The sequence below is a fragment of the Pseudomonas sp. Arb-4-2C genome (genome assembly GCF_055755015.1).
Genome location: NZ_CM146899.1, coordinates 3912592 through 3933583, shown reverse-complemented (window position 1 = coordinate 3933583; position 20992 = coordinate 3912592). Strand labels below are relative to the sequence as shown.

General features: G+C 60.6%; 25 protein-coding genes. 14 read left to right on the top strand and 11 right to left on the bottom strand.

Annotated features, from left to right (window positions below):
- Positions 1–29: 29 nt before the first annotated feature.
- Together AC0J41_RS17720 and AC0J41_RS17715 are read right to left on the bottom strand one after the other, a co-directional pair.
- On the bottom strand, positions 30–2534 hold the full coding sequence (locus AC0J41_RS17720; protein WP_473013187.1) for an ABC transporter permease: 2505 nt from the start codon (positions 2532–2534) through the stop codon (positions 30–32).
- The gene (locus AC0J41_RS17715) at positions 2534–3217 is read right to left on the bottom strand and encodes an ABC transporter ATP-binding protein (RefSeq protein ID WP_025113127.1); all 684 of its coding nucleotides are present in this window, start codon (positions 3215–3217) and stop codon (positions 2534–2536) included. Before AC0J41_RS17715 ends, AC0J41_RS17720 begins: the two co-directional genes overlap by 1 nt.
- 10 nt (positions 3218–3227) lie before the next feature.
- Between AC0J41_RS17715 and AC0J41_RS17710 the strand changes: the two genes are divergently transcribed.
- The 3 genes from AC0J41_RS17710 to AC0J41_RS17700 all read left to right on the top strand — a co-directional run bounded on the left by AC0J41_RS17710 (position 3228) and on the right by AC0J41_RS17700 (position 5353).
- Entirely contained in the window at positions 3228–3833 is a 606-nt protein-coding gene (locus AC0J41_RS17710; RefSeq protein ID WP_473013186.1) for an arylesterase, read from the top strand.
- A gap of 57 nt (positions 3834–3890) precedes the next feature.
- Positions 3891–4184, top strand: coding sequence for a hypothetical protein (locus AC0J41_RS17705; protein WP_007908575.1), 294 nt, complete (start codon positions 3891–3893; stop codon positions 4182–4184).
- A gap of 197 nt (positions 4185–4381) precedes the next feature.
- A complete protein-coding gene (locus AC0J41_RS17700) occupies positions 4382–5353 on the top strand; it encodes a L,D-transpeptidase family protein (RefSeq protein WP_473013185.1) in 972 nt (323 codons plus the stop codon).
- Positions 5354–5476: 123 nt separating this feature from the next.
- Here AC0J41_RS17700 and oprI read toward each other — a convergent pair whose 3' ends face one another.
- Complete coding sequence (oprI, locus tag AC0J41_RS17695) at positions 5477–5728, bottom strand: outer membrane lipoprotei OprI (protein WP_025113130.1); 252 nt, start codon at positions 5726–5728, stop codon at positions 5477–5479.
- A gap of 636 nt (positions 5729–6364) precedes the next feature.
- Here oprI and AC0J41_RS17690 point away from each other — a divergent pair.
- Complete coding sequence (locus tag AC0J41_RS17690) at positions 6365–6646, top strand: GNAT family N-acetyltransferase (RefSeq protein ID WP_025113131.1); 282 nt, start codon at positions 6365–6367, stop codon at positions 6644–6646.
- Between the two features lie 62 nt (positions 6647–6708).
- Here AC0J41_RS17690 and AC0J41_RS17685 read toward each other — a convergent pair whose 3' ends face one another.
- Both AC0J41_RS17685 and AC0J41_RS17680 read right to left on the bottom strand, forming a co-directional pair.
- Positions 6709–7785: a 3-deoxy-7-phosphoheptulonate synthase gene (locus AC0J41_RS17685; protein ID WP_025113132.1), complete on the bottom strand. Its 1077-nt coding sequence runs from the start codon at positions 7783–7785 to the stop codon at positions 6709–6711.
- Positions 7786–7914: 129 nt separating this feature from the next.
- Positions 7915–8358, bottom strand: coding sequence for a PilZ domain-containing protein (locus tag AC0J41_RS17680; protein ID WP_025113133.1), 444 nt, complete (start codon positions 8356–8358; stop codon positions 7915–7917).
- Here AC0J41_RS17680 and AC0J41_RS17675 point away from each other — a divergent pair.
- From AC0J41_RS17675 to cysB, 5 genes are all read left to right on the top strand, one after another.
- The gene (locus AC0J41_RS17675; RefSeq protein ID WP_473013184.1) at positions 8357–8743 is read left to right on the top strand and encodes a thioredoxin family protein; all 387 of its coding nucleotides are present in this window, start codon (positions 8357–8359) and stop codon (positions 8741–8743) included. The genes AC0J41_RS17680 and AC0J41_RS17675 overlap by 2 nt on opposite strands.
- A complete protein-coding gene (locus tag AC0J41_RS17670) occupies positions 8740–9696 on the top strand; it encodes a putative 2-dehydropantoate 2-reductase (protein WP_473013183.1) in 957 nt (318 codons plus the stop codon). The genes AC0J41_RS17675 and AC0J41_RS17670 overlap by 4 nt, the downstream gene beginning before the upstream one ends.
- Before the next feature lie 28 nt (positions 9697–9724).
- On the top strand, positions 9725–10630 hold the full coding sequence (locus AC0J41_RS17665; RefSeq protein WP_025113136.1) for a 5'-nucleotidase: 906 nt from the start codon (positions 9725–9727) through the stop codon (positions 10628–10630).
- A 98-nt stretch (positions 10631–10728) separates the two neighbouring features.
- Positions 10729–11232, top strand: coding sequence for a universal stress protein (locus AC0J41_RS17660; RefSeq protein WP_025113137.1), 504 nt, complete (start codon positions 10729–10731; stop codon positions 11230–11232).
- Positions 11233–11345: 113 nt separating this feature from the next.
- Positions 11346–12320 carry an HTH-type transcriptional regulator CysB gene (gene cysB / locus AC0J41_RS17655; RefSeq protein ID WP_007908591.1) on the top strand — a complete coding sequence of 325 codons (975 nt, stop codon included), beginning with the start codon at positions 11346–11348 and terminating at the stop codon, positions 12318–12320.
- 9 nt (positions 12321–12329) lie between these two features.
- Here cysB and AC0J41_RS17650 read toward each other — a convergent pair whose 3' ends face one another.
- Together AC0J41_RS17650 and AC0J41_RS17645 are read right to left on the bottom strand one after the other, a co-directional pair.
- A complete protein-coding gene (locus AC0J41_RS17650) occupies positions 12330–12812 on the bottom strand; it encodes a GreA/GreB family elongation factor (protein ID WP_025113138.1) in 483 nt (160 codons plus the stop codon).
- 2 nt (positions 12813–12814) lie between these two features.
- A complete protein-coding gene (locus AC0J41_RS17645) occupies positions 12815–13225 on the bottom strand; it encodes a hypothetical protein (RefSeq protein WP_473013182.1) in 411 nt (136 codons plus the stop codon).
- Between the two features lie 124 nt (positions 13226–13349).
- Between AC0J41_RS17645 and earP the strand changes: the two genes are divergently transcribed.
- Entirely contained in the window at positions 13350–14492 is a 1143-nt protein-coding gene (earP, locus tag AC0J41_RS17640) for an elongation factor P maturation arginine rhamnosyltransferase EarP (RefSeq protein ID WP_473013181.1), read from the top strand.
- A gap of 48 nt (positions 14493–14540) precedes the next feature.
- Positions 14541–15110, top strand: a complete 570-nt coding sequence (locus tag AC0J41_RS17635; protein WP_025113141.1) for an elongation factor P — start codon at positions 14541–14543, stop codon at positions 15108–15110.
- Positions 15111–15296: 186 nt separating this feature from the next.
- On the opposite strand, the gene AC0J41_RS17630 is transcribed toward AC0J41_RS17635, so the two are convergent.
- The 3 genes from AC0J41_RS17630 to AC0J41_RS17620 form a co-directional block, all read right to left on the bottom strand.
- Positions 15297–15716: an organic hydroperoxide resistance protein gene (locus AC0J41_RS17630; protein WP_007964807.1), complete on the bottom strand. Its 420-nt coding sequence runs from the start codon at positions 15714–15716 to the stop codon at positions 15297–15299.
- A gap of 338 nt (positions 15717–16054) precedes the next feature.
- Entirely contained in the window at positions 16055–16528 is a 474-nt protein-coding gene (locus AC0J41_RS17625) for a MarR family winged helix-turn-helix transcriptional regulator (RefSeq protein ID WP_473013180.1), read from the bottom strand.
- A 73-nt stretch (positions 16529–16601) separates the two neighbouring features.
- A complete protein-coding gene (locus tag AC0J41_RS17620; protein WP_025113143.1) occupies positions 16602–17558 on the bottom strand; it encodes a LysR family transcriptional regulator in 957 nt (318 codons plus the stop codon).
- A 109-nt stretch (positions 17559–17667) separates the two neighbouring features.
- Between AC0J41_RS17620 and AC0J41_RS17615 the strand changes: the two genes are divergently transcribed.
- The gene (locus tag AC0J41_RS17615; protein WP_473013179.1) at positions 17668–18417 is read left to right on the top strand and encodes a sulfite exporter TauE/SafE family protein; all 750 of its coding nucleotides are present in this window, start codon (positions 17668–17670) and stop codon (positions 18415–18417) included.
- On the opposite strand, the gene AC0J41_RS17610 is transcribed toward AC0J41_RS17615, so the two are convergent.
- The gene (locus tag AC0J41_RS17610) at positions 18407–19261 is read right to left on the bottom strand and encodes a LysR substrate-binding domain-containing protein (RefSeq protein ID WP_025113145.1); all 855 of its coding nucleotides are present in this window, start codon (positions 19259–19261) and stop codon (positions 18407–18409) included. The genes AC0J41_RS17615 and AC0J41_RS17610 overlap by 11 nt on opposite strands.
- Before the next feature lie 96 nt (positions 19262–19357).
- On the opposite strand from AC0J41_RS17610, the gene AC0J41_RS17605 reads away from it, so the two are divergent.
- Positions 19358–19579: a DUF1127 domain-containing protein gene (locus tag AC0J41_RS17605; protein WP_025113146.1), complete on the top strand. Its 222-nt coding sequence runs from the start codon at positions 19358–19360 to the stop codon at positions 19577–19579.
- A 64-nt stretch (positions 19580–19643) separates the two neighbouring features.
- Complete coding sequence (locus tag AC0J41_RS17600; protein WP_473013178.1) at positions 19644–20870, top strand: winged helix-turn-helix domain-containing protein; 1227 nt, start codon at positions 19644–19646, stop codon at positions 20868–20870.
- Positions 20871–20992 lie beyond the last annotated feature (122 nt).

The following is a 20992-nucleotide window of genomic DNA, read 5'->3' as shown; positions in this document are numbered from 1 at the left end:
CTTCTTGTGGTGACGAAGGCTGGAGTCTATCAACCCTCGCGCAAGACTGTCAGCGGACTCGCATTCAGTGCTCTTCGTGTACCGAACACACCGGCACCGCCAATCAGCGCTGCACCGATCAAAGGCAGCACCAGCAGCCACGGATGCGGATGCCACGGCAGATCGAACGCATAGCGATACAACACCAGGCTCACCACCTCCGAGCCGATGGCCGCGAGCAGCCCGCTGACCGCACCGAGCAAGCCGAACTCGATGCGCCGAGCCTTGACCAGCAACTGCCGTTCCGCACCCAGCGCTCGCAACAGTGCGCCTTGGCGAATGCGTTCATCCAGCGTCGCCTGCAAGCCGGAGAACAGCACCGCCATCCCCGCTGCCAACACGAACAACAACACATACTCCACCGCCAGGGTGACTTGGGCGAGGATGCTGCGCAGTTGTTCGAGCAGGGCTTCGACCTGAAGAATGGTCACCGCCGGAAACGCTCGCGATAACTCGACGATCTGCTGATCGTGACCGGGTGCCAGGTAGAAACTGGTCAGATAGGTCGCCGGCAGATCCTTCAGCGTACCGGGCTGGAAGATCATGAAGAAGTTCGGCTGGAAATTGTCCCAGTTGATCTCGCGCAGGCTGGTGACTTTCGCTTCGCGATTGACGCCGCCGACGCTGAACACCAGGTGATCGCCCAGCTTGAGCTTGAGGCTTTCGGCGACCTTGCCTTCCACCGACACGCCCGGTACGTCATCCGAGGGTTGCGCGGTCCACCAAGTGCCGGCGGTAAGCTTGTTGCCGGCCGGCAGATCGGCGGCCCAGGTCAGACTCAGATCACGCTGAACCGCGCGGTCGCCGGCCGAATCCTTGCTGACGATTTGCTGCACTGGCTCGCCATTGATGCTGACCAGTCGTCCTGGCACCACCGGGTACAGTGGCGCCGCTTGTGCGGAGACGCTGACCAGGTGCTCGGTGAAGGCCTGTTTGTCCGCCGGCAGGATGTTCAAGGCGAAATAGTTCGGGGCGTTTTTCGGCAACTGGTTTTGCCAGGTGTCGAGCAGTTCGCCGCGCAGCAGGGCGATCAGCGCCATCGACAGCAGGATCAGACCAAACGCCAGTGATTGTCCAGCGGCCGCCAATGGATGGCGTAGCAACTGGCCCAGCCCCAGACGCCAAGGCAGCGAGGCTCGCGCCAACAGACGACGCAGGCTGTTCAGCAGTAACAGCAGCAACCCGCCGAGGATCACCGCCGCCACGACACCGCCACCAAGCAGGGCGAAGGTCAGCAGCAAATCGAGACTCAGGCGCCACATGATCAGACCGAGTGCGCCCAGTGCTGCGCCATAGACCATCCAGGTGCTCGACGGAATCGGCAGCATGTCGCGGCGCAGTACCCGCAGCGGTGGCACTCGACCCAGCGCGGCAAGCGGCGGCAGGGCGAACCCGGCGAGCGCCACCAGACCGGTACCGATCCCGGCCATCGCTGGAAACAGCCCACCCGGCGGTACATCCGCCGGCAGCAAGTCATGCAGCAGGGCAAACAGCCCCAGTTGAGCCAGCCAGCCGAGCACCGCACCACTGAGGGCGGCGCCCAGGCCCAGTACCGTCAGTTGAATACTGAACAACAGCATGGTTTCGCGACGCGACAAGCCGAGGCAGCGCAGCAATGCGCTGGCATCAAAGCGGCGACTGGCAAAACGGTTCGCCGACAGCGCCACCGCCACACCGGCCAACAGCACCGCGACCAGACTGGCCATGTTCAGGTAGCGCTCGGCCTTGCCCAGCGCACCGCCGATCTGTCGGTTACCGTCGCGGGCATCCTGAATCCGCTGGTTGGCGGCCAGTCCCGGTTTGATCAGCTGTCGGTAGGTTTCCAGCGCCTGCGGTTCGCCGCGCCACAACTCGCGATAGCTGACCCGGCTGCCCGGTTGCACCACACCCGTGGCGGTGAGGTCATCAAGGTTGATCATCACCCGAGGCGTGAGGCTGTAGAAGTTGCCCGCACGATCCGGCTCGTAGGTCAGCACGCGGGTCAGCTTCAGGGTTTTCATGCCGACGTCGATGCTGTCGCCGATCTTCAGATCCAGCGCGGTCAACAGTCGTGCTTCGACCCACGCTTCGCCGGGTTGCGGCTCGCCTCCGGAGGTTTCTGCGGCAAATGGAGCGGGGGCACTTTTCAGTTCGCCGCGCAGTGGGTATGCGCGGTCGACTGCTTTGATGCTCGATAACTGAATGCCATTGTCGGTGGCGATGACGCTGGAAAACTCCACCACCTGGGCATGAATCAAGCGCAGTTCGGTGCCGCTGCGGATCTGTTCGTCACGGGCCGGTGAGCTGCCTTCAAGCACCAGGTCGGCGCCAAGGAACTCGGTGGCGCGCAGCATCATCGCGCCGTTGAGGCGCGCGCCGAAATAGCCGATGGCGGTACTCGCCGCCACCGCGACGACCAGCGCGAAGAACAGCACGCGCAATTCACCGGCGCGGGCATCGCGCAGCAACTGGCGGATAGCGAGACTGAACAGACGCAACAGCGGCAGACGTGCCATCAAGGCTCCAGAGGGGCGACCAGCAGCCCGGCTTCAAGTCGGATCAGGCGCCGGCAGCGATGGGCCAGGCGTTCATCGTGGGTCACCAGCACCAGCGTGGTGCCGCGCTCCATATTCAGCTCGAACAGCAAGTCACTGATGCGCTCGCCGGTATGGCTGTCGAGGTTGCCGGTGGGTTCGTCGGCGAACAGCACGTCCGGTTCGGCGGCGAAGGCCCGGGCAATCGCCACGCGTTGTTGTTCGCCGCCGGAGAGCTGGCGTGGCGAGTGCGTCAGGCGCTGGCCAAGACCGACCCGTTGCAGCAATTCGGTGGCGCGTTCGCGGGCGTCTTTGCGGCCATCGAGTTCCAGCGGCAGCATGACGTTTTCCAGTGCGTTGAGGCTGTCGAGCAACTGGAAGGATTGAAAGACGAAACCTACGTGCTCGGCGCGGATACGCGCGCGCTGGTCTTCGTCGAGATTGCTCAGGGCTTGCCCGGCGAGGATGACTTCGCCGCTGCTCGGCAGGTCGAGGCCGGCCAGCAGGCCGAGCAGGGTGGATTTGCCGGAACCGGACGCGCCGACGATGGCCAGGCTGTCGCCCTTGTTCAGTTCCAGGCTGAGTTCGTGCAGGATAGTCAGTTCACCTTCCGCGCTGGGAACCACTTTGCTGAGGTTCTTCGCGGTGAGAATGCTTGCGCCCATGGAGAATCCGATGCGTGTGTGGTTTTTGAGTGCTGGCCTGGCCTTGATGTGCATGGCCCAGAACGCAGCGGCGGGTACTGTCCTGATCGTTGGCGATAGTATCAGCGCCGGTTTCGGACTGGATACCCGCCTGGGATGGGTATCGCTGCTCGAGCAACGGCTCAAACAGGAAGGTTTTGACGACAAAGTGGTCAATGCCTCCATCAGCGGCGACACCAGTGCCGGAGGCCAGGCGCGCCTGCCGGCGCTGCTTGCAGAGCACAAGCCGGAACTGGTGATTCTCGAATTGGGTGGCAATGACGGCCTGCGCGGAATGCCGCCAACGCAATTGCAACAAAACCTTGCGGCGATGATCGACGGCTCGCGCCAGAGCGGCGCCAAGGTGCTGTTGCTCGGCATGCAACTGCCGCCCAATTACGGCAAGCGTTACACCGATGCTTTCGCCGAGGTCTACGGCAAACTCGCCGACGAGAAAAAGATCCCGCTGGTGCCGTTTTTCCTCGATGGCATCGGTGGCCATCCCGATCTGATGCAGGCCGATGGTCTGCACCCGGCAGTCGGGGCTCAGGGCAAGTTGCTGGAAAATGTCTGGCCGACGCTAAAACCGCTGTTATGAGGCTTTTCTAGTGGCAGGCTTTCGGCTAATGTGGCGCCCCCTTATTTGGAGCCCCCGATGTCGCGTTCTGCCTGGTCCCTGTTTGCCTACCAACTGATCGAGCCTGACGAACAGCTGGATCTGTTCGCCTGCCAGGAAGTGCGGGTGCATCTGGTGACCCGTCAACTCGAACTCGGTGGCTCGGCCGACCGGACGTTGTGTGGCAGCTTGCTGCCGGCGCAGCCGCGCTGGTCGAGTGTCGATCGCCGGGTGTTTCAGGATCAGCGCCTGTGCTCGTTGTGCCGGGCGATCCTTGAGTCGCAGAAGCGCGGTACCTCGCCGATCTGGCCTGAGTTGCGTTTCGAGCTCTGACCTTGTGGGAGCGGGCTTGCTCGCGAATGCGGTGTTTCATTCAACGAATGCTTTGACTGACACACCGCATTTGCGAGCAAGCCCGCTCCCACCCAAAGCACCTTGTCGCCTGCTGCAGGGTGGTCTCCCCGAATTCCCGAGGCGCGGTGTACAATCGCGCTCTTATACCCTTGTTGATCATGCGAAGGATTTTCCGGATGTTGCCGCGCTTTCCTGCCGTCACCCGCTGCCTGTCACTTGCCGCCCTGTGTGTGGCCGGTCCCGTTGCTGCATTGGAGTTTCCCCTGCCACCACCCGGTGAGGACATCATCGGCCAGGTGCAGGTGATCAAGGCCAAGTACGAAGATACCTTCGCTGACCTGGGCACCACCTACGATCTGGGCTATTCGGAAATGGTCGCGGCCAACCCGGGCGTCGATGCCTGGCTGCCGGGCGCCGGCACGGAAATCGTCCTGCCGACGCGGTTCATCCTGCCGCCGGGTCCGCGCGAAGGCATCGTGATCAACCTCGCCGAATACCGCCTCTACTACTACCCGAAAGGCCGGAACGTGGTGTACACCTTCCCGTTGGGTATCGGTCGTGAAGGCTGGGGTTCGCCGATCGCTCACACCACTATCACCGCGAAAACGCCGAACCCGACCTGGACCCCTCCAGCGTCGATCAAGGCCGAGCACGCCGCCGATGGTGATCCGCTGCCGAACGTGGTGCCGGCCGGTCCTGACAACCCGCTGGGGCCGTTCAAGTTCAGCCTCGGCACACCCGGCTACCTGATCCACGGTTCGAACAAGAAGTTCGGCATCGGCATGCGCACCAGCCACGGCTGCTTCCGCATGTTCAACAACAACGTGCTGGAAATGGCCAGCATGGTGCCGGTCGGTACCTCGGTGCGCATTCTCAACGACGCGTACAAGTTCGGTCGCAGTGGTGGCAAGGTCTACCTGGAAGCGCACACGCCGATCGACGACAAGGGCAACCCGTCGGTGGTCGACAAGCACACTGCGGTGATCAACGCGATGCTCAAGCGTGAAGATATCGCCAACAACGTGCGGGTAAACTGGGACGTTGTGCGCGATGTAGTGGCGGCTGAAGACGGCCTGCCAACCGAAATCGGTACGCCGGGTGCGGCGGCGCCGATGGTTTCGAACTCGCCGATCGATCTGCAACAGTAAGGTCGATCCGGACCCGCCGGCGCGTGCAGCGTCGGCGGGTTTTTTATTGCCCGGACAAAAGCATCAGGCACAAAAAAGCCGACCCAGAAACTGGGTCGGCTTGATAACAATCCCGAGGGATTATTACTTGCGGCTAGCTTTGTCCAGCATACGCAGAGCACGCTCGTTAGCTTCGTCAGCAGTCTGTTGTGCTTTTTGAGCAGCAGCCAGAGCTTCATCAGCTTTACGGTATGCTTCGTCTGCACGAGCTTGAGCGCGAGCAGCTGCGTCTTCAGTAGCGGTCAGACGTGCTTCGGTTTCTTTCGATGCGCTGCTGCAACCGGTAGCCAGAACTGCGGCCAGAGCCAGAGCAGAGAATTTCAGAACGTTGTTCATCGTGTTCCCCTTCAAGGACTTTCAATTAAGTGGCTTTCTCCTCCGATTGAGGAAATAGCCGGCGTACATACTACCCATTACTTGTAGTAAGTAAACTGACGTAGCGCAAGAAGCAAAAAAAATTGTAGGCGTTGATTCTTTTTCGAGCAACTTTTAACTGGACTGTTTAAAAAATATCCAGCTACAAGCCCCGGCTTGAGCGAGTTATTGAGAAAAAGTTCCCGTTGCCCGGTGCAGTTTTTGCCGTCTTGCACCAAGTCTGTCTAGATGAATTCGTCTACACTTTTGTTCCGATTTTGCATGATGCCTCACCTATCTTTGTCTCTCTTGAGGTGACTTTAAACAAGACGCTACGTCTTAAGTCTCGACATTCGGCAATGTTCAGGTGAGCGCTTCGGGAAGATCTTCCCCACGCCTGCCACTACGCCCATCGATGTCACCCGGTCAATGAGCATGATGACGAGCGCACCTTGAGCATTTTCGCCAATGGTGCCTACTATTTATCACGTGCTCGGTTGTGCGAGATCGGTGTGGCTCTTCTCGGTGTTCATCAGGCACGGGGTGGCGTAGATGTTCCTTCGCCGGAAAAACATCGGTAAGGTAGGGGTCAGAATTCAAGACCCGCGAGGAGTAGTGATGAGCGAGGCGTTGTCCATCCACCATGACCAGGCTGGTCATCAGTTCGAGACCAATGTGGACGGTCATCGTGCCTACCTGACCTATATGGATCTGGGGAAACAGACCTTGGATATCTATCGCACTTTCGTGCCCAACGCGCTGCGTGGCCGGGGCATTGCGGCTGCGCTGACTGAAAGCGCGCTGCAATACGCCGAGGAAATGGGCTACACGGTGATACCGTCGTGCTCCTACGTCGAGCGCTACATGGAGCGCCATCAGAAGCGCGCCGCGAAAATCTGACAAACCCTACACACAAAAACGCCGGGCTGAGCCCGGCGTTTTTTATGCCTGCGAAACGCTGATCAGCTGCGCTGACGTTTCGGCAGAACATCCTTGAGTTTGGCGTGCATGCTGCGCAGGGTGTTCTCGGTGGCAGCCCAATCGATGCAGGCGTCGGTGATCGACACGCCGTATTGCAGGTCGGCGAGGTCTTTCGGGATCGCCTGGCAGCCCCAGTTCAGGTGACTCTCGACCATCAGACCGATGATCGACTGGTTGCCTTCGAGGATCTGGTTGGCGACGTTCTCCATCACCAGCGGTTGCAGGGCCGGATCCTTGTTGGAGTTGGCGTGACTGCAATCGACCATGATGTTCGGCTTGATCTTCGCCTTGTTCAGCGCCTGCTCGCAGAGGGCGACGCTGACCGAATCGTAGTTCGGCTTGCCGTTGCCGCCACGCAGCACCACGTGACCGTAGGCGTTGCCCTTGGTGGTGACGATCGACACGCCACCTTCCTGGTTGATCCCCAGGAAGCGGTGCGGGCTGGAGACCGACTGCAAGGCATTGATCGCCACGGTCAGGCCGCCATCGGTGCCGTTCTTGAAGCCGACGGCCGAGGACAGGCCGGAAGCCATTTCACGGTGAGTCTGCGATTCGGTGGTGCGCGCGCCGATCGCCGACCAGCTGATCAGGTCCTGCAGATACTGCGGGGAGATCGGGTCGAGGGCTTCGGTGGCGGTCGGCAGGCCTTTTTCGGCCAGGTCCAGCAGCAACTGGCGACCGATGTGCAGGCCGTCCTGAATCTTGAACGAGTCGTCGAGGTACGGATCGTTGATCAGACCTTTCCAGCCGACGGTGGTCCGTGGCTTCTCGAAATACACGCGCATGACCAGATACAGGGTATCGGAGACTTCCGCCGCCAGTTCCTTGAGGCGGTCAGCGTATTCGTGGGCAGCCTTGATGTCGTGGATCGAGCACGGGCCGATCACTACGAACAGACGGTGGTCGGTGCCATCAAGAATGTTGCGAATGACTTCGCGGCCCTTGGTGACGGTGCGCAGGGCAGCGTCGCTCAGAGGGATATCACGCTTGAGCTGATCGGGAGTGATCAGGGTCTCGTTAGAGGCGACGTTTAGGTCGTTGATCGGTAAATCAGCCATCGTTTACTCGTCAGGTCACGGGTGCCGGCCGCCAGCGATCCCCGCGCGGCGGAGCACAGCAGATTTAAGCGCGTCGGGGAGCCGAACCTTAGCGCGTCAGACGCGGCTCGACAATGGGCAAACGCCGCTTTAATCCAGCACTGGCTGGGCAAAAGCCTTGCGAACGCTGTCGTGAGAGAACTCGTCGGCGTGTTGTTCGACCCATTGCAGCGCCAGCGCCTGAATATCCTGCAGGTCGTCGTGGGCCTCGTTCATGCGGCAATAGCGTTCGATCTGGCACACCTGTTCGCCCATCCGGGCGCTGAACAGCGTCTGCTCGTCGGTGAACGCGATCCCCACCAGATAGCCCTTTTTACGCCGCAGGCACCACGCCACATAGCCTGGGTAACAAATGTCGGAGTTGAGCGTCGGCATGCGTACTTGCAGTGCGGTGCCGTGGCGCCAGGCGCGGTGATAATTGCAAGCGATCCCGCCGAGGCTGATAGTGTGCAACTGTTGCCTGGAAATGCACTCGGGCTTGAGTAGCGTTAATTCGACAGGCACTTCGTCCGGATGAGGAATGAAACGTCCCATGAGCACAGACTCCCTGTGTCGGCCATTTGACATTGTTTCACCCAGTATAGTGGTCGAATCGCAGCTGACCGATTTTGACGCCGACCAGCGGCTGCTGGCGATGAGCGGTGTTTCACTGGTGATTTTCACCAGTGTCGGCTGCTCCAGCTGCCGCTTTGCCAGGGAGGTGTTGCCCGGGTTCGAGCTGGCGGTCGATCGCCTGTGCTGGATCGATGCCGGCGACAATGGCGGGTTGGTGGAGCGCTATCAGGTCTTTCATTTGCCGGCGCTGTTTGTAGTGCGCGACGGTGAGTTCTTTGGGGCATTGCACACGCGCCTGACAGCCGACGCGCTGAACGCGGCAGTGGCGCAGGCGCTGGGTCGAATTGCAGAGGAGTTGCCATGATGGGAGAGGTCAGCAAACCGGTGGTGGGGATTATCGGCACCGGCGCGATTGGGGGATTCTACGGTTTGATGCTGGCGCGAGCCGGTTGCGATGTGCACTTCTTACTGCGCAGTGAATTCGCCGCAGTGGCCGAACGTGGTTTGCAGGTGGACAGTGCCGTTCATGGCACGCTGACGCTGAACCCGGTGCAGGCCTATGCGAAGGCCGAGGACATGCCGGCCTGCGACTGGCTGCTGGTGGGCGCCAAGACCACCAGCAGCGCCGGGCTGGCCCCGGCGATCATCGCTGCGGCCAAACCCGGTGCGAAAGTGCTGGTGCTGCAAAACGGCCTCGATGTCGAAGACAGCTTGCGCGAGTTGCTGCCAGATTCCCTGCATCTGCTCGGCGGTCTGTGCCTGATCTGCGTGCATCGCGAAGGCCCCGGGCACATTACTCATCAGGCTCTGGGGGCGGTGAACGTCGGTTACCACAGCGGCCCGGCGGCGGACGACGCAGGGCGCATGGCGATCGTCGAGGAGGGCTCCGGGCTGTTCCGTGCTGCCGGCATCGATTCACAGGCGATGCCCAATCTGCATCAGGCGCGCTGGCAGAAACTGGTCTGGAATATTCCCTACAACGGCCTCTCGGTGTTGCTCGGTGCCAGTACCTCGCCGCTGATGGCTGATGCCGACAGTCGCGCGCTGATCCAGGCCTTGATGGCCGAAGTGGTGCAGGGCGCCAGGGCCTGTGGTCACGACATGCCGCCCGGTTACGCCGAGTACCTGTTCATGATGACCGAGAAAATGCCCGACTATTGGCCGAGCATGTACCACGATTTTCTGCACAAGCGGCCGCTGGAGCTGGAAGCGATTTATGCCCGGCCATTGGCGGCAGCCAAGGCGGCAGGGTGTGAACTGCCGCGTATTGAAGCGCTGTATCGCACGTTGAGTTTCATCGACCGACGCAACACCTGAGTCGGTTTTTCGGGAAGTGGGGGAAGGCATGGCCAAGAACATCGATGACAAGCTGGTGCTGGCGATTTCGTCTCGCGCCTTGTTCGACCTGAGCGAGAGTCACAAGGTCTACCTGTCGAGCGGCGTCGAAGCCTACCGGCAATATCAGATCGAGCACGAAGACGAGATTCTCGCCCCCGGCGATGCCTTTCCCCTGGTGGAAAAACTTCTCAGCCTCAACAGTCGCCTCGACCGCGCCCGGGTCGAGGTGATTCTGGTCTCGCGTAACAGTGCCGACACCGGTCTGCGCGCGTTCAATTCGATCCATCACTATGGGCTGGACATCTCTCGGGCGGCATTCGTCGGCGGGCGCAGTCCCTATCCGTACCTCAAAGCCTTTGGCTGTGATCTGTTTCTGTCCACGCACGCCGAAGATGTACGCGCCGCGCTGGACGCCGGATTTGCTGCCGCGACAATTCTGTCCGGTGGCGCCAGTCGTGCTGCCAGTGACGAGTTGCGCATTGCCTTCGATGGCGACGCGGTGCTGTTCTCCGATGAATCCGAGCGCATTTATCAGTCCGGCGGGCTGGAGGCGTTTCAGGCCAAGGAGCGTGAGGCGGCGCGCGAGCCATTGCGCGGCGGGCCGTTCAAAGGCTTCCTGGCGGCGCTCAATGCGCTGCAGCGCGAGTTCCCCGAGGACGATTGCCCGATTCGCACGGCGCTGGTGACCGCACGTTCGGCGCCGGCCCACGAGCGGGTGATCCGCACCTTGCGCGAGTGGGACATCCGTCTCGACGAGTCGTTGTTCCTCGGCGGGCTGACCAAATCGGCGTTTCTCGAAGCCTTTGCTGCCGATGTGTTTTTCGACGATCAGGCCGGCCACTGCGAGCTCGCCCGCGAAGTGGTCGCCACCGGCCACGTGCCGCACGGCATCAGCAACGAACCGTCGATCTAAAGCCCCTGTGCTTCAAGACGTTGCGTCGCACGTCGTACTCGCCTGGGCACTGCTAAGCTGAATCAAATCTCCGCCATGTTGGCACGCGAGGAGGTCATATGATTCGTTCGATGCTGTATGCCACTGACCTCGGTCTGTACGCACCGTTAGTGATGCAGCATGCCCTGGCGTTGGCGCGAACATTCAATGCCGACTTGTATGTGGTGCATGCGGTGGAGCCTATGGGGTTGTTTGCCGAGTCGGTGTTGCAAAGCTATCTCGACGAGCAGGCATTGAACGAATTCCACAGTCAGGGTCTGAAAACTGTCATCGCCAATATCGAACAGCGGGTGCTCGACAGTTTTCGCGAAGAGCTGGGGGACGAGGGCGAGCAGGATCTGCAGCGGATTCGCGCGGTTCGGGTGCTGCAGGGCGATCCGGCGCAGGTGATTCTCGACCAGGTGCAAAAGCTCTCGGTGGATTTGCTGATCGTCGGCACGCATAGCCACGGAGTGGGGGTGGAAACGCCGTTGGGGCGCACGGCCACGCGAGTCCTGCAATTGGCCAAGGTGCCGGTTTATCTGGTGCCGTTGGTGGAGCGTCGGCGTCGGGGGGATCGCTGAAGCGGTAATAATGGCGTTTTGATAAAAAAGTTCTAGATTTATTCATCAAACCATTAATATAGTTATATACCGTCGCTGATGCCCGTGGCGTCTACCTGCTTTGAGGGATACATATGAAGCTTCAACAATTGCGCTACATCTGGGAAGTGGCGCACCACGACCTCAACGTTTCCGCTACAGCCCAAAGCCTTTACACCTCGCAACCGGGTATCAGTAAACAGATCCGCCTGCTGGAAGACGAACTTGGCGTTGAAGTGTTCGCCCGCAGCGGCAAGCACCTGACCCGCGTCACGCCGGCCGGCGAGCGTATCATCACCACCGCTGGCGAGATTCTGCGCAAAGTTGAAAGCATCAAACAGATTGCCCAGGAATTCTCCAACGAGAAGAAAGGTACCCTGTCGATCGCCACCACCCACACCCAGGCGCGTTATGCACTGCCGCCGGTGATCAGCAATTTCATCAAGCAATACCCGGACGTGGCGCTGCACATGCACCAGGGGTCGCCGATGCAGATCGCCGAAATGGCCGCTGACGGCACCGTTGATTTCGCCATTGCCACCGAAGCGCTCGAGCTGTTCGGTGACCTGGTGATGATGCCGTGCTACCGCTGGAACCGCTGCGTGGTGGTGCCGCAGGGGCACCCGCTGACCAAGCTGCCGAAGCTGACCCTTGAAGCGCTGGCCGAATACCCGATCGTGACGTACGTGTTCGGTTTCACCGGCCGTTCGAAACTTGACGAGGCCTTCAGCCATCGTGGCCTGACGCCGAAAGTGGTGTTCACCGCTGCCGACGCCGACGTGATCAAAACCTACGTGCGCCTGGGCCTGGGTGTGGGCATCGTGGCCAAGATGGCTGTCGACACCAAACTGGACAACGACCTGGTGGTGTTGGATGCCAGCGAGCTGTTCGAGTCGAGTATCACCAAGATCGGTTTCCGTCGCGGCACGTTCCTGCGTGGTTTCATGTGCGACTTCATCGAGAAGTTCGCTCCGCACCTGACCCGTGAAGTGATGGCCAAAGCCATTCAGTGCCACAACAAGCAGGAGCTGGAAGAGCTGTTCGACGGCGTCGAACTGCCGGTCCACTAAGAACCTGCCTCAGAGCACCTCGGTGACAGCGAACTGTTGCCGGGTGCCCGCCACCAGAATCTCCACCTCGTCACCCTCGAACTTGCCCAGCAGGCTTTTACCCAGCGGTGAGCGCGGGGTGATGACGGTAATCGGCTGACCCACCACATCGACTTTCAGGCCTGCCGCATCCGGCGCCAGAAACAGCCATTGCTCGCGACCCTTTTCGTCTTCCAGACCGAGCAGGGCGCCGATCTCGATGCCGCGATTTTCATCGTAGGCGCGCAGCGCCAGGTTCTGGCACAGCGCCAGCGACTGGCGGATTTCCTCGACCCGTTTCGCCTGACCCGCCGCCAGATAAGACGCCTCAAGCCCGAGCGTGTCGTATTTGTTCTCGGCGATGTTCTCTTCGTGGGTCGCGGTTTCGTAAGCGGTCTGCGCGGCACGCTCGGCGATGTCGAGGTCGACGCGCAGTTTGTCGAGGATCAGTTGGTGGACGGTGTGCTTGTTCATGATCAATCGCAGAATTGCAAAACGTTGGCGCGGCTCTTTTCGCTCGGCGCGGTCTGGTCCTGTTGCAGCCAGAACTGGCATTTCGCATTCGACTGGTTGCGACTGCTACCGCGAGCCTGATCCAGACGTGCCTGCTGTTCGTTCTTGCGCAGGTTCTCTTCGTACTGCTCGAACAGCGGGCTCTGTGGCGGAATGTCCGGTTGTACCTGGACGGCCGCTGGCGGCTTGGCCAGCTGCTGCACCGCCTGAGCGACAGGCGCCAGTTGTTCGGTGAACATGAATCGCAAGAGCAGCCAGCAGGTCAGGGCGATGGCCAGAAAGCCCAGCCACATGCCCAGGGCAATACTGCCGGTCAGTTGCAGCGCGCTAAGCTGAACAGGCAACGGACGACGTGGGTTGGGACGATAGGGCATGGCTGCCTCCTGGCGGATGATTGCGGGCAAGTGGCGATTGTCGCACGAAGATTAATCGCCGTCGGCTCTTCTGCGCGACGTCATTTATGCGGACAATCAGCGCTTTTGCCAACGGGAGTCTTGCATGTCGGTATCGGAAACCCGCTGGGATATTTTTTGTACCGTGGTCGACAACTATGGCGACATCGGCGTGACCTGGCGTCTGGCCCGGCAACTGGTGGCCGAGCATGGCATGACTGTGCGCCTGTGGGTCGATGACTTGCGCGCCTTCGAGCGTATCTGCCCCGAGATCGATATCCACGTTGCGCAGCAATCGCAGCAGGGGGTCGAGGTGCGGCACTGGCCGAGTGACTGGCCGCAGACGGCCTCGGCGGACGTGGTGATCGCCGCTTTCGCTTGCCAGTTACCACCCGCTTATATGGACGCCATGGCCGAGCGGCAACAACCGCCGTTGTGGATGAACCTCGATTACCTCAGCGCCGAAGACTGGGTAAGCGGTTGTCACGGCTTGCCCTCGGTGAAGTACAAATCGGTGCAGAAGTTTTTCTTCTTTCCGGGGTTTCAGCCAGGCACTGGCGGATTGATACGCGAACGGGGCTTGCTAGAGCGGCGTCGTGCGTTTCAGGCTGACGACGGGGCGCAGCGACAATTCCTGCTGGGGCTGGGGGTTGATCGTGCACCGGATGCACAATTGATCTCCTTGTTTGCCTACGAAAATGCCGGGCTTGCCAGTTGGCTGGACGTGCTGGCTGCCGACGCTGTGCCAACCCACCTGCTGGTGCCGGAAGGGCGGATTCTCGGCGACGTCGCGCGCTGGCTCGGAGTCGATTCGCTGGCCGCCGGCGACTTCAACGTACGGCAGGCGCTGACGGTGCAAGTGTTGCCGTTCGTCCGCCAGGATCAATACGATCAGTTGCTGTGGTGCTGCGACTTCAATGCGGTGCGCGGGGAAGATTCATTTGTCCGGGCACAGTGGGCCGGGCGCCCGATGCTCTGGCACATCTACCAGCAGGACGAAGACATCCATCTGGACAAGCTCGACGCCTTCCTTGCGCTGTACACGAAAGGTCTTTCGCCGGCGGCGGCCGAGGCGATGAACGGTCTGTGGCGAGCCTGGAGTGCCGGGCAACCGATCGGCGAGCACTGGCTAGAGGCCCGTAAACATTGGCCGCAGCTGCAGGAAAACGCCGAGCAATGGTGTCTGGAACAAGGCTTGCAGGCGGATCTTGCCACGGCGCTGGTACAGTTTTACCTAAATTGGATATGATACGCGGCCTAGATTTTTGTAAATCCCATCCAAATTCGGATATTCGCAATGAAAACTGGTAAAGAACTCAAACCCGGTACCGTGATCCGTATCGACAACGATCCTTGGCTGGTTCAGAAAGCTGAATTCACCAAATCGGGCCGTAACAGCGCGATCATGAAGACCAAGCTGAAGAACCTGCTGACCGGTTACAAGACCGAAACCGTTTACGGTGCGGACGACAAGCTGGACGACGTGATCCTGGATCGTAAAGAAGCCACCCTGTCTTTCATCAGCGGTGACACCTACACGTTCATGGACACCACTGACTACACCATGTACGAGCTGAACGCCGAAGACATCGAAAGCGTTCTGCCTTTCGTTGAAGAAGGCATGACCGACGTTTGCGAAGCCGTGTTCTTCGAAGAGCGTCTGGTTTCCGTAGAGCTGCCGACCACCATCGTGCGCGTAGTTGACTACACCGAAGGTTCGGCTCGCGGCGACACTTCCGGCAAAGTCATGAAGCCAGCCAAGCTGAGCAACGGTACTGAGCTGCAGGTTGCTGATTTCATCGAAATCGGTGACAAGATCGAGATCGACACCCGCGAAGGCGGTTCCTACAAAGGCCGTGCCAAATAAGCACGGCTTTTCGCGGAAAGAAAAAGCCCGGCCATTGAGCCGGGCTTTTTTGTGCCTGCGATTTCACCTTCAACACCGGCCCCGTGGGAGCGAGCCGGCTCGCGAAGGCGTCCTGGCAGTTAACACTTCGCTGGATGACACACCGCATTCGCGAGCAAGCCCGCTCCCACAGGGGGGGCTCGATCTTTAAACGGTGGTGTGCAGGCGCACATCGACGTTGCCGCGGGTCGCATTGGAGTACGGGCAGACCTGATGCGCCGCCTCGACCAGGCTCTGTGCATCCGCTTGTTCCAGACCCGGCAGGCTGATGTGCAGGTCGATGTCCAGACCGAAACCGCCAGGGATCTGACCAATGCCGACATGGGCGGTGATCGAGGCGTCGTCGGGAATTTTACGTTTGGTCTGGCTGGCCACGAATTTCAGTGCACCGATGAAGCAGGCCGAGTAGCCAGCCGCGAACAGTTGCTCCGGGTTGGTCGCTGCGCCGCCGGCACCGCCGAGTTCTTTCGGAGTGGCGAGTTTGACATCGAGGATGTTGTCGCTGGAGATCGCACGACCGTCACGGCCGCCAGTGGAGGTTGCGATTGCAGTGTAGAGAGTTTGCATGGTGTGGGCCTCGTTGGGTGTCTTTTGTTTCGCTAATTATTTGCGCGCTAAGTAAGTGCGAGATGAATGTAGCTCGCTAATGTTTAGTGCGCAAGATAATTTTTTGAGGAAAATCGGGATATGCCACCAAGCGCGGTGGTGCGGCCGGCTGGAAGGTTTGTTCTAGAGCGGCTTAAGGCGAATCAAAGCCAGCAAAATAATTTTCGCAGCGTCAATATTTTCAGATCAGCAGGAGGTTCCTGTGGGAGCGAGCCTGCTCGCGAAAGCGGTGCGTCAGTCAGCGAAGGTGTGGGCTGGAAGAACGCCTTCGCGAGCAGGCTCGCTCCCACAAGGGGAAATCAGGTGGACTCGGTCAGGCTGTCTTGCAGGTGGCTGCGCAGGGCTTGCAGCTCCGACTGCAGGTGTTGCAGGCGCTCGACGGTAAAGCCGCTGGCGCCCAGGATGCATTGCGGAACGCGCTTGGCCTGGTCACGAAGGGCCCGGCCCTGTGCGGTCAATTCGACGATCACCACTCGCTCATCCTCGCGACTGCGCGTACGGCTGAGCAGGCCTTCGCCTTCCAGGCGCTTGAGCAACGGCGTCAATGACCCCGGATCGGTCAGCAACCGCGCGCTGATTTCACCCACGGTCAAACCGTCTTTTTCCCACAGCACCATCATCGCCAGATATTGCGGATAGGTCAGGCCCAGCGCTTGCAGCAGCGGCTTGTAGACCTTGGTCATCATCAGCGAAGTGGAATGCAGGGCGAAGCAGGCCTGGTTATCCAGCAGCAGTTGATCGCAGTTGTCGGTGATGTCGCGTTCGGTGGTCATGGCAAAGCCTTGTTCGATGAAGGGTTTGAATCTAGCGCGCGAATGTTTAAGGCGCCAGATAATTATCCCGAATCTAGTGCCGGCCCAGTTCTCGTTGCAGCGCCAGATCCCACGGTGGTACCGGGCTGAAGCGAGTCTTCAGGTATTCGAGGAGCAAGCGGCTGCGCGAGTGGGTCTGCTGTTCCATGCGCAGTGCATAAATGCCGGTGGTCTCCGGTTGTGGCAGACCGTTCTCGCAGAACAGCGGCAATAGCTCGCCACGCAGCAGGTACTCACTGGCCAGCCAGGTCGGTAAATGCGCGATGCCCAGCCCGGCCAGTGCACCGCACACCAGCGCCTCGGCATTGTTGGCGCTCATGCGGATACGCGAGGGGCGATGCAACTGCATCTGCCCGTCCTGTTCGAAGCGCCAGGCGAAGGGCGGGGCAAGGCCTTCCCAATCCAGTCCGTCATGTTCACTCAACTGACCGGGATGGCTCGGCGCACCGCGCCGCTTGAGGTAGTCGGGGCTGGCGCAAGCAATGCGCACCATGCTGGCCAGCGGGGTAGCGACCAGCCGCGTATCGGCCATTTGCCCGGCACGCAAGACCAGGTCGACCTTGCCCAGGTTCGAGCCGTGCATGTCGATGAAGCTGTCGATCAGGTGTAATTGCACGTCGAGGCCCGGGTACAACACCAGAAAGTCGGCAATCACTGGCGCGAGATGGCGGCGACCGAACGCCGCTGGGGCATCGATGCGGATCAAGCCTTCCGGCGCACTGCTCAACGACACCGCTTCGGCCCGGGCCAGTTGCAGTTCGCTGACGATGCGCCGTGCCCGTTCGGCAAACGCCAGCCCGGCCGGTGTGGCCCGCACGGCGTGGGTGCTGCGGATGAACAACTGGCTGCCGACTGCACTTTCCAGGCTGTCGATGCGCCGCGCCACGGCGGAAGGCGTCAATGGATGACGACGGGAAGCCGCAGAAAAACTGCCGCTTTCCAACACATCGAGAAACAGCCCGAGCTGGTCGGTCAATTGATTGGGGTTCATGAGTGTTCAGTGCTTGTGCAAAGTTGGCATAGCCATTGTGCGTTGCTGTGCGTTTCCCCGCCAGCCTCGACTGCGTAGGATGAATCGCCTGACGGATGAGGGAATCGCTGTGCTCGAGTTTTTGTTGTACCTGCTGTTTGGCGCCGCCCTTGGCACATTGGGCGGCATATTCGGCATCGGCGGTGGGCTGATCGCGATTCCGCTGCTGGGTGTCTGGTTCGGTCTCGATCAGCAGATCGCCCAAGGCACGGCGCTGGTGATGGTCGTGCCCAACGTGATGCTCGCGCTGTGGCGCTATCACCAGCGCAATCGCATCGAACTGCGCCATGCACTGCCGTTGGCGATCATGGGCTTCTGCTTCGCCTGGATCGGTTCGATCTGGGCGGTGGGGATCGATGCACAAACCATGCGCATCGGCTTTGTCGCTTTCCTCGTGGTGCTCTCGGCGTACAACTTGCTGAAGATGTTCGGCAAGCAACCGTCTGCCACTTCCCGGATGCGTTATTCCTGGCCGTGGCTCGGCGTGCTAGGCGCGGTGTCCGGAACCATGGGCGGACTGTTTGGTGTCGGCGGGGCCGTGGTGGCGACGCCAGTGCTGACCAGCCTGTTCGGCACCACCCAAGTGGTCGCTCAGGGCCTGTCGCTGGCTCTGGCGTTGCCGAGCACCGGCGTGACGCTGGTGACGTACGCGGTGCATCACGAGGTGGACTGGATGATCGGCCTGCCGCTGGCCGCCGGCGGTCTGGCGAGCATCAGTTGGGGCGTGAAAGTGGCCCACGCCATGCCGGAAAGGCTGCTGCGCGGGCTGTTCTGCGGTTTTCTGGTGCTGTGTGCGGTAATGCTCGCCCTTAAAGTTTGAAGCCTTCGACGATGTGCTCGGCCAGGCATTCGGTGATCGGTGACGGATTGTTCAGGTTACGGATCAGCATGATGCTGGCTTCGGGCAGCAGCGGCAGATCTTCGGCAGCGCCGAGAATGCGCATGTCCGGGGTGATCAGGCTTTCCAGTTGCGCAGTGATCGCCAGACCCGCGCTCACCACCGCCATCAGCGCCGACAGGCTGGTGCTGTTATAGGCGATGCGGTAATCACGGCCCATTGCGTCCAGCGCATTGCAGGCCCACAAGCGGCAAAAACAATCACTGTTGAACATCGCCAGCGGTAGCGGCGTCTGCTCGTGAGCGCTGAAGTTTTGCGCCTCGGCCCAGACGAAACGCTCCTTGCGTAGCAACTGACCGATCTCGTTGCCCGGCTCACGCGTGACGATCGACAAGTCGAGGTCAGTGCGCTGCAACAACTGCTTGCTGGATTCGCAGTGCACTTCAATCTGGATCAGCGGATAGAACTGGGCAAACCGCGACAGGATCCCCGGCAGAAATCGCATCACGTAATCGTCCGGCGTACCGATGCGCACGGTGCCGACCATGTGCGGTTCGCGCAGGGTGTTGAACACCTCGCTGTGCAACTTGAGGATGCGCCGCGCATACCCGAGCAGCACTTGGCCCTCAGCGGTCAGTCGTACCTGACGGCCGTCACGCTCGAACAACTGGCGCTGCAGCACGTCTTCTTCCAGACGCTTCATCTGCATGCTCACTGCCGATTGCGTGCGGTTGACCATTTCGCCGGCGCGGGTAAAACCGCCCTGGTCAGCAATTGCGACGAAGGTGCGCAGGACATCGGTATCGATACTGGGGTAGGCCGACAATTGATGAATCTCCGTGATGAATGCCATCAGAAACATTCGTTGGATTGATCTTAGCGCCAGCGCGAGACTTGAGCCATCCACAAGGAGGGCAACACGATGAAAGGTCAAAGAGAGTATGTAGACGAAACAAAATTTTCCGGCCACGGCCATATCGTTTCCGACCTGCTGCACAAGTTTAGCCGCTGGTATGAACTGCACCGTGAACGCGAGTTGCTCGCCAGTCTGAGCGACGAAGCGCTGAAGGACATAGGGGTCAGCCGTGCCGATGTTGAGCACGAGGCCATCCGGCCGTTCTGGGACGATCCGATGCATAAATGATCAGGGCCTTACTACACAAACCACTTTCAAGTGAGGTAGGTTGCGAGCAGACAAGGAGATGTACATGCCCGCGACTCTGGCCTTTTCCCTCAAACAGGCGCGACGTCTGGCGCTGGCTGCCCAAGGGTTCAACGGGCGCCAGCCGCCGACCGTCAAGGCGCCGCAGCTCAACCGGTTGATCGAACGGCTGGGCCTGCTGCAGATCGACTCCGTCAATGCCGTGGTGCGCTCGCACTACCTGCCGCTGTTTTCCCGTCTGGGTGCCTATTCCTCTGATTTGCTCGACCAGGCTGCCTGGAGTTCGGGGCGACGTCGCACGTTGTTCGAATACTGGGGCCATGAAGCGTCATTGTTGCCGCTGTCGATGTATCCGTTACTCGGCTGGCGCATGCAGCGCGCCAGGCGTGGTGAAGACATCTATCAACAATTGGCCAGGTTCGGGCGTGAGCAGCAGGAGACGATTCGCCGGGTACTGGCATCTGTCGAAAAGCAAGGCGCACTGGGCGCCGGCAGTCTGTCGACCCGCGAAGACAAGGCCGGGCCGTGGTGGGACTGGAGCGCGGAGAAGCATGCACTGGAATGGTTGTTTGCTGCCGGTGAAGTGACTGTGGCCGGCCGCCGGGGGTTTGAGCGTTTGTACGATTTGCCGGAGCGGGTCATCCCGGCGCCGGTTCTGCAGCAGCCGCTGCCGGATGAAGCCGAAGCCCAGCGCGGTTTGCTGCTGCATGCGGCCCAGGCGTTGGGTGTCGGCACTGAAAAAGACCTGCGCGATTACTTTCGCCTGAATCCGGGAGATGCTCGACCGCGACTGGCGGAGCTGGTCGAGGACGGGCAATTGCAGACCTGCGAAGTTGCCGGTTGGCGACAGATCGCCTATTGCCTGCCGGAACCGAAAGTGCCGCGCAAAGTTGTCGCCAGTGCGCTGTTGTCGCCGTTCGACTCGTTGATCTGGGAGCGCAGTCGCACCGAGCGGTTGTTCGATTTCCGCTATCGACTGGAGATCTACATGCCGCAGGACAAGCGGGTCTACGGCTATTACGTATTGCCGTTCTTGCACAACGAGCGGATTGCCGCGCGGGTCGATCTACGCGCCGAACGGGCGTCGGGACGCCTGGCGGTGCACGCGGTGCACGAGGAGGAACCGGGGCTGGGAGATGAGGGGATGCTGGCGCTGGCCTTGAATTTGCGGCGGATGGCCGATTGGCTGGGGCTTGAGCGGGTGCAACTGAATTGTCAGCGAGAGAGTGCGGGGCGGTTGCGGGTGGCATTGGCGCAGATTGGCTGTGACTGAGCTGGCCTCTTCGCGAGCAGGCTCGCTCCCACAGGGCACTTGTGAACGACACAGATCCAATGTGGGAGGAGGAGCCGGGACTGGGAGATGAGGGGATGCTGGCGCTGGCCTTGAATTTGCGG

Excerpts from the sequence above, each read along its gene's own strand:
- AC0J41_RS17720 (WP_473013187.1), bottom strand. The coding sequence starts at position 2,534 with ATGGCACGTCTGCCGCTGTTGCGTCTGTTCAGTCTCGCTATCCGCCAG.
- AC0J41_RS17650 (WP_025113138.1), bottom strand. The coding sequence starts at position 12,812 with ATGAACAAGCACACCGTCCACCAACTGATCCTCGACAAACTGCGCGTC.
- AC0J41_RS17710 (WP_473013186.1), top strand. The coding sequence starts at position 3,228 with ATGCGTGTGTGGTTTTTGAGTGCTGGCCTGGCCTTGATGTGCATGGCC.
- AC0J41_RS17680 (WP_025113133.1), bottom strand. The coding sequence starts at position 8,358 with ATGGGACGTTTCATTCCTCATCCGGACGAAGTGCCTGTCGAATTAACG.
- AC0J41_RS17630 (WP_007964807.1), bottom strand. The coding sequence starts at position 15,716 with ATGCAAACTCTCTACACTGCAATCGCAACCTCCACTGGCGGCCGTGAC.
- AC0J41_RS17625 (WP_473013180.1), bottom strand. The coding sequence starts at position 16,528 with ATGACCACCGAACGCGACATCACCGACAACTGCGATCAACTGCTGCTG.
- earP (WP_473013181.1), top strand. The coding sequence starts at position 13,350 with ATGTCGGTATCGGAAACCCGCTGGGATATTTTTTGTACCGTGGTCGAC.
- AC0J41_RS17690 (WP_025113131.1), top strand. The coding sequence starts at position 6,365 with ATGAGCGAGGCGTTGTCCATCCACCATGACCAGGCTGGTCATCAGTTC.
- AC0J41_RS17665 (WP_025113136.1), top strand. The coding sequence starts at position 9,725 with ATGGCCAAGAACATCGATGACAAGCTGGTGCTGGCGATTTCGTCTCGC.
- AC0J41_RS17600 (WP_473013178.1), top strand. The coding sequence starts at position 19,644 with ATGCCCGCGACTCTGGCCTTTTCCCTCAAACAGGCGCGACGTCTGGCG.
- AC0J41_RS17685 (WP_025113132.1), bottom strand. The coding sequence starts at position 7,785 with ATGGCTGATTTACCGATCAACGACCTAAACGTCGCCTCTAACGAGACC.
- AC0J41_RS17675 (WP_473013184.1), top strand. The coding sequence starts at position 8,357 with ATGAGCACAGACTCCCTGTGTCGGCCATTTGACATTGTTTCACCCAGT.
- cysB (WP_007908591.1), top strand. The coding sequence starts at position 11,346 with ATGAAGCTTCAACAATTGCGCTACATCTGGGAAGTGGCGCACCACGAC.
- AC0J41_RS17705 (WP_007908575.1), top strand. The coding sequence starts at position 3,891 with ATGTCGCGTTCTGCCTGGTCCCTGTTTGCCTACCAACTGATCGAGCCT.
- AC0J41_RS17660 (WP_025113137.1), top strand. The coding sequence starts at position 10,729 with ATGATTCGTTCGATGCTGTATGCCACTGACCTCGGTCTGTACGCACCG.
- AC0J41_RS17645 (WP_473013182.1), bottom strand. The coding sequence starts at position 13,225 with ATGCCCTATCGTCCCAACCCACGTCGTCCGTTGCCTGTTCAGCTTAGC.
- AC0J41_RS17715 (WP_025113127.1), bottom strand. The coding sequence starts at position 3,217 with ATGGGCGCAAGCATTCTCACCGCGAAGAACCTCAGCAAAGTGGTTCCC.
- AC0J41_RS17620 (WP_025113143.1), bottom strand. The coding sequence starts at position 17,558 with ATGAACCCCAATCAATTGACCGACCAGCTCGGGCTGTTTCTCGATGTG.
- AC0J41_RS17635 (WP_025113141.1), top strand. The coding sequence starts at position 14,541 with ATGAAAACTGGTAAAGAACTCAAACCCGGTACCGTGATCCGTATCGAC.
- oprI (WP_025113130.1), bottom strand. The coding sequence starts at position 5,728 with ATGAACAACGTTCTGAAATTCTCTGCTCTGGCTCTGGCCGCAGTTCTG.
- AC0J41_RS17700 (WP_473013185.1), top strand. The coding sequence starts at position 4,382 with ATGTTGCCGCGCTTTCCTGCCGTCACCCGCTGCCTGTCACTTGCCGCC.
- AC0J41_RS17670 (WP_473013183.1), top strand. The coding sequence starts at position 8,740 with ATGATGGGAGAGGTCAGCAAACCGGTGGTGGGGATTATCGGCACCGGC.
- AC0J41_RS17605 (WP_025113146.1), top strand. The coding sequence starts at position 19,358 with ATGAAAGGTCAAAGAGAGTATGTAGACGAAACAAAATTTTCCGGCCAC.